Below are 6,349 nucleotides of genomic sequence, written 5' to 3'. Positions count from 1 at the left end.
GCCCTGTCCCGTACGGGCGCCGCCTCGCCCTCCGGCGCATGGCGCGGGGCCTGCGGGGGCACCACCGGGTGCGGCTCGGGCTCCACGGCCCAGGGCGCGGGCGCCCCGCCCGGCAGGGTCGCGGGCGGGGTGATCCCTCCGGGGCCGCCCGCGGAGCCGCCGGCCGGCACGGCTCCGGTGCCGGTCCAGTCGGCCGCGGGCGCCGGCCGGCCTCCGCCGATCCGGTACTCGCCCGACTCCTCCGGCAGGTCCCCCTGCGCGACCGGAATGGTCCACTGCCCTGTCAGGTCCGCGCCGGACGCGGGCCCGGCCGGGCTGCTCGGGTGGCCGTGCGCCTCCTCCGCGGCCAGCGCCTCCTGGAAGTTCCACTGGGCCGTCGCGTGCGGGTCGTCGATCCGGGGCGGCACGTACCCGTGTCCGGGCGCCTCCAGGGGGATGCCGTCCAGCCCGGCGCCGGGCGGCAACTGCACGAAGGCCGTCACGTCACCGTCGTACTCACCGGCCGGGATCGGCTGCCAGCCGCCGCCCTCCTGGTGCGGCGGATGCGGCTGATGCGGCTCCGGGGACTGCTGAGGCTCAGAACGGTGCTGAGGCTCGGGCTGATGCCCGTGCCGGTGCTGGTTCTCGTTCTCGTCGGCGGTCACGAAAGCGCCCTCCCCAGTGCTCGTCGGGCCAGCACGGCGACAGTGCGCCGCAGGTGCAGTACGGCGGGTGGCAGCGGGGGCGGCTCCTCGCCCTCGGCGCCCGGCGGCTGGTCCGGGATGCAGGCGGCGGCCACGTACTCGCCGAACGCCACCAGGGCCTCCGGGGTCAGCCCGCGCTCACCGTCCCAGTCGACGAGCGAGGCGATCCAGTGCTCGGCCTCCAGCGGGCGCAGCGGCATCGGCGCGATCGCCCCGACCGCGCAGCGCACGGCACGCCGTGCCGGGTCCAGGACGACGGCGACCGAGGCCAGGGCGCGCCCGGGGCCGGTCCGCCCGGTGGCCTTCAGGTACACCTGCGGGGCGTGCAGCAGCGGCACGCGCACATGGGCGACCAGTTCGGCGGGCTCCAGCATCTCCCGTCCGGCCAGCAGGTGGGAGACGGGCAGCTCGCGGACGCCGTCGGGGCCGACGACGATCAGGTCGGCCTCCAGCGCGGCCAGCACGGGCAGCGCGTCCCCGGCGGGCGCCGCGGACACGATGTTGCCGCCGAGCGTGCCCGCGTTGCGGATCTGCGGCGGCCCGGCGGCGCGGGCGGCGGCGGCCAGGGCGGGGATGAGCGCGGCGAAGTCGGGACGGCCCATGCGCGCGTGGGTCAGACCGGCCCCGAGCAGGGCGTGGCCGTCCTGGTACTGCCAGCCGCGGATCTCGTTGATCCGGCCCAGGCCGACCAGTCCGGCCGGGCGGAGCCTGCCCTGGTTGACGGCGGCCATGAGGTCGGTGCCGCCGGCGACGGGCACGGCGGCGGGCATGGCGGCGAGCGCGGCCACGGCCTCGTCGAGCGTGGCCGGCAGCGTGACGGACTGCGCCGCCCGCGGTGCGTGCGTGGTCAACCCAGCTGCCCCTTCCCGGTGTCCCGGTCCCGGCTGTGCCGGAGGTATCGCCTGCCGCGTCGGCCGTGGCGACCGCTGCGGCTGTTCCGGCTGTCCCTCCGGTGGTCCCGACTGTCGTCCCGGCTGTGTGGCCGTACGGTACGTGCTGACAGCCCGGACGTGGAAACTCTGGCACATCTTCCAGGATCTCCGGCGCGAGGGTCGGGGAAGGACGCCTCCGCCCGCGACGCCCCAGCCCCTCCCGGCTGCTCCCGCACCCTCCCCTGACCTCCCCCTACGCCCCCAAGTGGGCAACTTGCCCCGATTTGCCACTCCCTCCGCGGCCCAAGTGAATTGACGCTTCTTTTCCCTTATACGGTTGCTTGCGAGGTCTTCGGTGCGGATTCCGTGTGCGGGGCGGGCCGGGGTCACACGTTCGGGGGCGGCGTGTCGGCCGGGCGTCCGGTCACCCCCCGGCGCCGCTGTGAGGGGAGCGAACCCTCCGGGCGCCGGCAGTCGGCACCGAGTGCCTCAAGGCGCCGGTGGTGCGGCGCCATTCGCCGCTCGAAGTCCGCGAGGCCGCGCTCCTCGGGCGCGGGCGGGGTCACCGACCGGGCGGTCTCCGCGAAGGCGCCAAGGCGCCGGAAGGGCCCGGCAGTCGGCGCGGACGCGGCTCTCCGCCACCCCGGTGCACAGGCCGGCCCGGACCGCCTGCGGCATGCCGCGCGGCGCGGGTGCCGGGCCCCGGGGGGTGAGGGGCGGGCTCGAACCGGTGGACGGCCTCCGGCGTACGGACGCACCCGGGCGGCGCACGCCCTAGGGACCGAGGACCTGACGGCGGACCAGATGCCCGTGTCCCGAGGGGCACATGACGACGTCGCGCCCGGCCCGGTCGACGGCGGTCCGCCGCGGCGGGAGGAGACGAAGGCACCGGCCGACTGCTGCCCGGCCCGTGCGCGCCGGCTCCCAGGCCCCGGCCCGTCCGGCGGGGCGCCGGACGCATGCGGCGGGCGAAGTGCCCTACGGACCAGGCCTGGAGCCCGCCCTCACCCTCGACTCCCCTTGCCCCGGTACGGGCTTGGACGGTGACGGGGGCGCGCCCTGCTTGGCGCTCGTCGCCGCCGATGCGCACGAAGGGGCAGACGCCCGTGCCGATCACGCCGGTGCCGCCGGGTCCGGGGTTCACGGCGACGGCGGCCCGCGGGTGGCCGGAGGCCCGAACCGGGGGCCGACGGGCGTACGGCGTAGGCGGCGGTCTCGCGTACGCCGTCCTGCGCGCGGCGGCCGCCGGGCGGAGCGCCGCCGCAGCAGGAGGCCGCGGTGTCCCCGTCTCGTACGGGGACACCGTGCGCCGGTCCCGGTCGGTCTCGGGCACCCGGCGGATCTCGATGCGGCGGCCCTGGCCGTCAGTGAGGCGGAGGTGCGGGAGCGCGTGCCGCGGACGGCGGTCCGGCAGGGGTGAGACGGCCGTGCGCGTACCCCCGGCCCCGGGCGGAGCCGAGAGCGTGACGGAGCACCGGCGCGGCGAAAACCGGCCATGCGGCCCGCCCCCTGCGACCCTGCCCCCGCAGGCCGCGTCCGGCCCGGCCGCCCGGGCCGCGGCCGGACGGCCCGGCGCGGGCGGCGTACCCGCCCGGGCGGAACACGCGGGGCCCCTCGGGCGCCGTCGAACGCGCCCGAGGGGCCCCGGTCAGCGGCTGGAGCCGTTTACTTGTCCTTGCCGCCCTTGTCCTTGTCGCCACCCGCGCCCATGGATTCGTAGATCTCCTTGCACATGGGGCAGACCGGGTACTTCTTCGGGTCGCGCCCCGGCACCCAGACCTTGCCGCAGAGGGCGACGACGGGAGTGCCGTCCAGGGCACTCGCCATGATCTTGTCCTTCTGGACATAGTGGGCGAAGCGCTCGTGGTCGCCGTCGCCGCGCGACACCTGTGGCGTCGGCTCTACAAGGGTCCCCGTGCCTGCCCCGCGCTCGGGCTCGTCGAGAGTGCTCATAAGTGCCAAGGGTACCGACCCGGCCCGCGATCAGTTCAGGCTCGGGTCGTCCGGATACGTCGCGATCATGGCGAGTTCGCTGCGCTGCCGCCGCAGCACCGCACGCCACAGGCTCTCGGGCCGCGGGGACGATACGTCCCCCGGTTCGGACTCGACGACGAACCAGGCGCCGTCCGCCAGCTCGTCCTCCAGCTGTCCGGGCCCCCATCCCGCGTACCCGGCGAAGATCCGCAGCGATCCGAGGGCCGGCCCCAGCAGCTCCGGTGGGGCCTCCAGATCGACCAGCCCGATCGCGCCGTGGACCCGCCGCCAGCCGAGCGGGCCCTCGTCGCCGGGGATCACGGCCAGCCCGAGCGCCGAGTCCAGCGACACGGGGCCGCCCTGGAAGACCACGCCGGGCTCACCGGCGAGCGGCGCCCAGGGTTCCAGGATGTCCCCGACGCCGACGGGGGTGGGGCGGTTCAGGACCACGCCGAGGGAACCCTCGTCGTCGTGGTCGAGGAGCAGCACCACCGCGCGGTCGAAGTTGGGGTCGGCCAGCGCGGGGGTGGCGACGAGCAGCCGCCCTGCGAGCGAGGACACCTCGGTCATGGCAGACATGATCCCGCACTTTGCGGCCCGGCGGGGCCTGTGCGGCACACTCGCCCGGAGGCCGCGCGCCCCGCGCGTACCGGCCGCCGAATCCTGCCCCGCAGCCGCTCCCGCACCCGCTCGTGAACAGCCCGGGTGGCCGAAAGCGGACCGTAACGGTCCGCAAGGCCGACAGGACGGACCGTGTTGTGCCGAATTCATTACAGAATCCGGCGCCCCGTGGCCTTACAAGAGGGGGGTTGCGGCCCCTTACCCTTTTCCCTGGCCCCCTGCCCGACCCTCCCCGGCTGCGCCGGGGGGGACCCACCGGAACGCGAGATACATGACCGGCACTGACGATGTACTGCTTGTCCACGGCGGCACCCCGCTGGAGGGCGAGATCCGCGTCCGCGGCGCGAAGAACCTCGTGCCCAAGGCCATGGTCGCAGCCCTGCTGGGCGGCGCCCCGAGCCGACTGCGCAACGTGCCCGACATCCGCGACGTGCGGGTCGTCCGGGGGCTGCTCCAGCTGCACGGGGTGACCGTCCGCCCGGGCGAGGAACCGGGTGAGCTGGTGATGGACCCGACGCACGTCGAGTCCGCGAACGTCGCCGACATCGACGCCCACGCGGGTTCGTCCCGTATCCCGATCCTCTTCTGCGGCCCTCTGCTGCACCGCCTCGGCCACGCCTTCATCCCGGGCCTCGGCGGCTGCGACATCGGCGGCCGGCCGATCGACTTCCACTTCGAGGTGCTGCGCCAGTTCGGCGCGAAGATCGAGAAGAGGGAGGGCGGCCAGTACCTGGAGGCGCCCCGGCGACTGCGTGGAACGAAGATCGAGCTGCCGTACCCGTCGGTGGGCGCCACTGAGCAGGTGCTGCTCACGGCGGTGCTCGCGGAGGGCGTGACGGAACTCGCGAACGCCGCGGTCGAGCCGGAGATCGAGGACCTCATCTGCGTGCTGCAGAAGATGGGCGCGATCATCGCCATGGACACCGACCGGACGATCCGCATCACCGGTGTGGACGAGCTGGGCGGATACACCCACCGCGCGCTCCCGGACCGCCTGGAGGCGGCGTCCTGGGCGTCGGCGGCGCTGGCGACCGAGGGCAACATCTACGTGCGGGGCGCGCAGCAGCGCTCCATGATGACCTTCCTCAACACGTACCGGAAGGTCGGCGGCGCCTTCGAGATCGACGACGAGGGCATCCGCTTCTGGCACCCGGGCGGTTCGCTGAACGCGATCGCCCTGGAGACGGACGTGCACCCCGGCTTCCAGACGGACTGGCAGCAGCCGCTGGTCGTGGCGCTGACGCAGGCGGCGGGGCTGTCGATCGTGCACGAGACGGTGTACGAGTCGCGGCTGGGCTTCACTTCCGCACTGAACCAGATGGGTGCGCACATCCAGCTGTACCGGGAGTGCCTGGGCGGCTCCGACTGCCGCTTCGGGCAGCGCAACTTCCTGCACTCGGCGGTCGTGTCGGGCCCGACGAGGCTGCAGGGCTCGGACCTGGTCATCCCGGACCTGCGCGGCGGCTTCTCGTACCTGATCGCGGCGCTGGCGGCCCAGGGCACGTCCCGCGTCCACGGCATCGACCTGATCAACCGCGGCTACGAGAACTTCATGGAGAAGCTGGTGGAGCTGGGGGCGAAGGTCGAGCTGCCGAACGGCCGCGCCTCCGTCTGACCCCGGCACCCCGAACGGCCGAAGCTCCGTCCGCCCCGGCGTCCGTCGCGCGGCAGCGCGTCGGCCTGACGTTCCGTCACCTGTTTGGCCGCACGGCCCCCGTCTCGTACGGGGGCCGTTTCGTTTGCGTACGCAGGGGTCGTCATATGCCGCTCGTGCGGACGTGGCGTCATATGCCCACAGGCGGGCCTGCAAGGCCCCTTACGCGGGCGAACAGAAGGGCGGCCACCCCAAGGGGTGGCCGCCCTTCACTCAGCGCCTGAGGGGCTTACTTGCCCTTGGCGGCTTCCTTGAGCTTCGAGCCCGCGGAGACCTTCACGCTGTAACCGGCCGGAATGTCGATCGGCTCGCCGGTCTGCGGGTTACGAGCGGTGCGAGCGGCACGGTGCGTGCGCTCGAAGGTCAGGAAGCCGGGGATGGTGACCTTCTCGTCGCCCTTGGCGACGATCTCGCCGACGGTCTCGGCGAACGCGGCCAGCACGGCGTCGGCATCCTTGCGGGTCACCTCGGCGCGGTCGGCCACGGCGGCCACCAGCTCACTGCGGTTCATGTTCTTACTCCCGTGTTCTTCTTGCCTGTGAGGC

At 74.3% G+C, this 6,349-nt stretch carries 5 protein-coding genes and 1 pseudogene; 1 reads left to right on the top strand and 5 read right to left on the bottom strand.

Translation table 11 applies throughout. The features are described from left to right. From I3F58_RS25430 to I3F58_RS25415, 4 genes and pseudogenes are all read right to left on the bottom strand, one after another. A pseudogene (locus I3F58_RS25430) lies at positions 1-644 on the bottom strand (hypothetical protein); the annotation flags it as partial. Then, a complete protein-coding gene (locus I3F58_RS25425; protein WP_240111030.1) occupies positions 641-1,534 on the bottom strand; it encodes a xanthine dehydrogenase family protein subunit M in 894 nt (297 codons plus the stop codon). The gene I3F58_RS25425 and the pseudogene I3F58_RS25430, both read right to left, overlap by 4 nt. Positions 1,535-3,220: 1,686 nt before the next feature. Continuing rightward, positions 3,221-3,508, bottom strand: coding sequence for a DUF3039 domain-containing protein (locus I3F58_RS25420; protein ID WP_240111029.1), 288 nt, complete (start codon positions 3,506-3,508; stop codon positions 3,221-3,223). Positions 3,509-3,538: 30 nt separating this feature from the next. Then, complete coding sequence (locus I3F58_RS25415; protein WP_240111028.1) at positions 3,539-4,099, bottom strand: YqgE/AlgH family protein; 561 nt, start codon at positions 4,097-4,099, stop codon at positions 3,539-3,541. A 322-nt stretch (positions 4,100-4,421) separates the two neighbouring features. On the opposite strand from I3F58_RS25415, the gene murA reads away from it, so the two are divergent. Further along, positions 4,422-5,765 carry a UDP-N-acetylglucosamine 1-carboxyvinyltransferase gene (gene murA, locus I3F58_RS25410; protein ID WP_240111027.1) on the top strand — a complete coding sequence of 448 codons (1,344 nt, stop codon included), beginning with the start codon at positions 4,422-4,424 and terminating at the stop codon, positions 5,763-5,765. Between the two features lie 268 nt (positions 5,766-6,033). On the opposite strand, the gene I3F58_RS25405 is transcribed toward murA, so the two are convergent. Then, the gene (locus I3F58_RS25405; RefSeq protein ID WP_071267555.1) at positions 6,034-6,315 is read right to left on the bottom strand and encodes an HU family DNA-binding protein; all 282 of its coding nucleotides are present in this window, start codon (positions 6,313-6,315) and stop codon (positions 6,034-6,036) included. Positions 6,316-6,349 lie beyond the last annotated feature (34 nt).

It is taken from the genome of Streptomyces sp. MUM 203J (assembly GCF_022414595.1).
Classification (GTDB): Bacteria; Actinomycetota; Actinomycetes; order Streptomycetales; family Streptomycetaceae; genus Streptomyces.
The sequence above is the reverse complement of the archived record's forward strand: the minus strand, read 5'-3'. Positions and strand labels throughout refer to the sequence as shown.

What these genes read in the sequence shown, in the direction of transcription:
- I3F58_RS25405 (WP_071267555.1), bottom strand. Translation starts at nt 6,315, where the DNA reads ATGAACCGCAGTGAGCTGGTGGCCGCCGTGGCCGACCGCGCCGAGGTG.
- I3F58_RS25415 (WP_240111028.1), bottom strand. Translation starts at nt 4,099, where the DNA reads ATGACCGAGGTGTCCTCGCTCGCAGGGCGGCTGCTCGTCGCCACCCCC.
- murA (WP_240111027.1), top strand. Translation starts at nt 4,422, where the DNA reads ATGACCGGCACTGACGATGTACTGCTTGTCCACGGCGGCACCCCGCTG.
- I3F58_RS25420 (WP_240111029.1), bottom strand. Translation starts at nt 3,508, where the DNA reads ATGAGCACTCTCGACGAGCCCGAGCGCGGGGCAGGCACGGGGACCCTT.